The following is a 2,622-nucleotide window of genomic DNA, read 5'->3' as shown; positions in this document are numbered from 1 at the left end:
CCAAAAACAAAATATACAACAATTGGATTGTTTTAAATAGTGGTGAACTACCGAGCGCGCGCCCCCCCCCCCGGGGGGGGTGCCGCCCTTCTCCATGTCACCTCACGTCATGCCGCGGCTCAGGCCTTGTCGCCGGCCCCGGGCCCGTTCACGTCATCGTCCACGTCATCGTCCTCGACGTCGGCGACGATCTCGTCGGTGACGTCGACGTCGGCGTCCGCTTCGGACTGCTCCAGCGGCTCGTACTCGTCGTCGTCCTCGTCGTAGTACTCCGTCTGGTCGGAGGCACGCTCGGCGGCAGCCACCTCGGCGGCGTCCTGCTCGTCGTCGTACTCGTCCTCGGCGTCGGCCACGTCCAGCGCGTCGACGAACTCGACCCCGTCCAGCTCGGCGAGCCGGTCGGATGCGTCCATCGCCCCCTCCTTGTCCGCCTCGACGGTCTTGGCGAACCACTCGCGCGCCTCGTCCTCACGACCGGCCGCCAGCAGGGCGTCGGCGTAGGCGTACCGCAGGCGCGCCGTCCACGGCTGGACCGAGTTCGAGGCCAGCTCCGGGCTCTGCAGGGTCACGATGGCGGCGTCGAGCTGCCCCATGTCCCGGCGGGCACCGGCGGCCACCAGGCGCATCTCGACCTGGCCGGCCTTGTCCAGCTTCTGCACCTCGGGCTCGCCGGCCATGGCCAGCGCCCGCTCCGGACGGCCGAGGCCGCGCTCGCAGTCGGCCATGACGGGCCACAGCTCGACGGAACCGGTCATGCGCTTGGCGGCGCGGAACTCGGCGAGCGCCTCGCTGTACTTCTGCGTGGCGTACGCGGCGAAGCCGGCGGCCTCGCGGACGGCGGCGACGCGGGAGGCCAGCCGCAGGGCGATGCGCGAGTACGCGTACGCCTTCTCCGGGTCCTCGTCGATCAGCCGGGCCACCATCACCAGGTTGCGGGAAACCTCCTCGGCCAGGCCCTTGGGCAGGCTCAGCAGCTCCTGGCGCACGTCCGAGTCGATCTCAAGGCCGGTGACGTCCTCGTCGATCGGCAGCCGCTTGACCGGGTCCCGGTCACGGTCGGCGCGGAAGTCACGGTCGCCGCCACGGTCGTCGCGACCGCGGTAGCCACCCCGGTCGTCCCGCCCGCGGAATCCGCCACGGTCGCCGCCGCGGTCGTCACGGCCGCCGCGGTAGCCGCCGCGCTCGTCGTCGCGGCGGGGGTAGGACGGACGCCCACCGCGGTCGTCGTCGCGGCGCGGGTAGGAGGGGCGCTCGCCCCGGTCGTCACGGCGGAAACCACCGGACGGACGGTCATCCCGGCGCGGGTAGGAGGGACGGTCGCCGCCGCGGTAGCCCCCGCGCTCGTCGTCCCGGCGCGGGTACGAGGGGCGCCCGCCGCGCTCGTCGTCGCGGCGGGGGTAGGACGGACGCCCACCGCGGTCGTCGTCGCGGCGCGGGTACGAGGGGCGCTCGCCCCGGTCGTCACGGCGGAAACCACCGGACGGACGGTCGTCGCGACGCGGGTACGAGGGACGGTCCCCGCCACGGTCGTCACGACGCGGGTAGGACGGACGGTCCCCACCACGGTCGTCGCGGCCACCGCGGAAGCCACCGCGCTCGTCGTCGCGGCGGGGGTAGGACGGACGTCCACCACGGTCGTCGTCCCGGCGCGGGTAGGAGGGACGGTCGCCGCCGCGGTCGTCACGGCCGCCGCGGTAGCCACCGCGCTCGTCGTCCCGGCGGGGGTAGGACGGACGCCCACCGCGGTCGTCGTCCCGGCGCGGGTACGAGGGGCGCTCGCCCCGGTCGTCACGGCGGAAACCACCGGACGGACGGTCGTCGCGACGCGGGTACGAGGGACGGTCCCCGCCACGGTCGTCACGACGCGGGTAGGACGGACGGTCCCCACCACGGTCGTCGCGGCCACCGCGGAAGCCACCCCGGTCGTCATCGCGACGCGGGGAGAACGGGCGGTCGCCGCCACGGTCGTCACGGCGGAAGCCGCCGCCGGAGGGGCGGCCACCGCGGTCGTCGCGGTCGTCGCGGCGGAAGGAGGGGCGGTCGCCACCACGGTCGTCACGGCCACCGCGGAAGCCACCGCGCTCGTCATCGCGGCGCGGGGAGAACGGGCGGTCACCGCCACGGTCGTCACGACGCGGGTAGGACGGACGGTCCCCACCACGGTCGTCGCGGCCGCCGCGGAAGCCACCGCCACCGCCGGCGGGACGCCCGCCACGGTCGTCACGGCGGAAACCGCCGCCACCACCGGTCGGGCGGCCGCCGCGGTCGTCGCGGCGGAAACCACCGCGGTCACCGCCACGGTCGTCACGGCCCCCGCGGTAGCCGCCCCTGTCACCGCCGTCGTTGCGACGAGGCTCGCGCTCCGGACGATCGTCGGGAGAGTTGGACATGGGTGTGACTCCTGTCTTCGGGGTACCGCTAGTCATTCTCGCGCAACCAACCCATGGCCGCGCTTCGGCGTAAAACTGTCAAAACAAAAAAGGACCCTTGGTCCAGCGTTGAACGCTGGACCAAGGGTCCTTTGAAAGATTGTTCGGCGGCGTCCTACTCTCCCACAGGGTCCCCCCTGCAGTACCATCGGCGCTGAAAGGCTTAGCTTCCGGGTTCGGAATGTAACCGGGC

The 2,622-nt window shown here is 73.0% G+C and carries 1 protein-coding gene, 1 rRNA gene and 1 pseudogene; all 3 read right to left on the bottom strand.

Going from position 1 to position 2,622, the window contains the following annotated elements; all coding sequences use genetic code 11:
* Positions 1-119: 119 nt before the first annotated feature.
* The gene (locus ABZ128_RS35490) at positions 120-986 is read right to left on the bottom strand and encodes a hypothetical protein (protein ID WP_356854025.1); all 867 of its coding nucleotides are present in this window, start codon (positions 984-986) and stop codon (positions 120-122) included.
* Between the two features lie 720 nt (positions 987-1,706).
* A pseudogene (locus ABZ128_RS35485) lies at positions 1,707-2,348 on the bottom strand (RNA helicase); the annotation flags it as partial.
* Positions 2,349-2,531: 183 nt separating this feature from the next.
* Positions 2,532-2,622, bottom strand: a 5S ribosomal RNA gene (rrf, locus tag ABZ128_RS35480); the annotation flags it as partial.

The organism is Streptomyces sp. NPDC006326 (assembly GCF_040612915.1).
Taxonomy (GTDB): Bacteria; Actinomycetota; Actinomycetes; order Streptomycetales; family Streptomycetaceae; genus Streptomyces.
The sequence above is the reverse complement of the archived record's forward strand: the minus strand, read 5'-3'. Positions and strand labels throughout refer to the sequence as shown.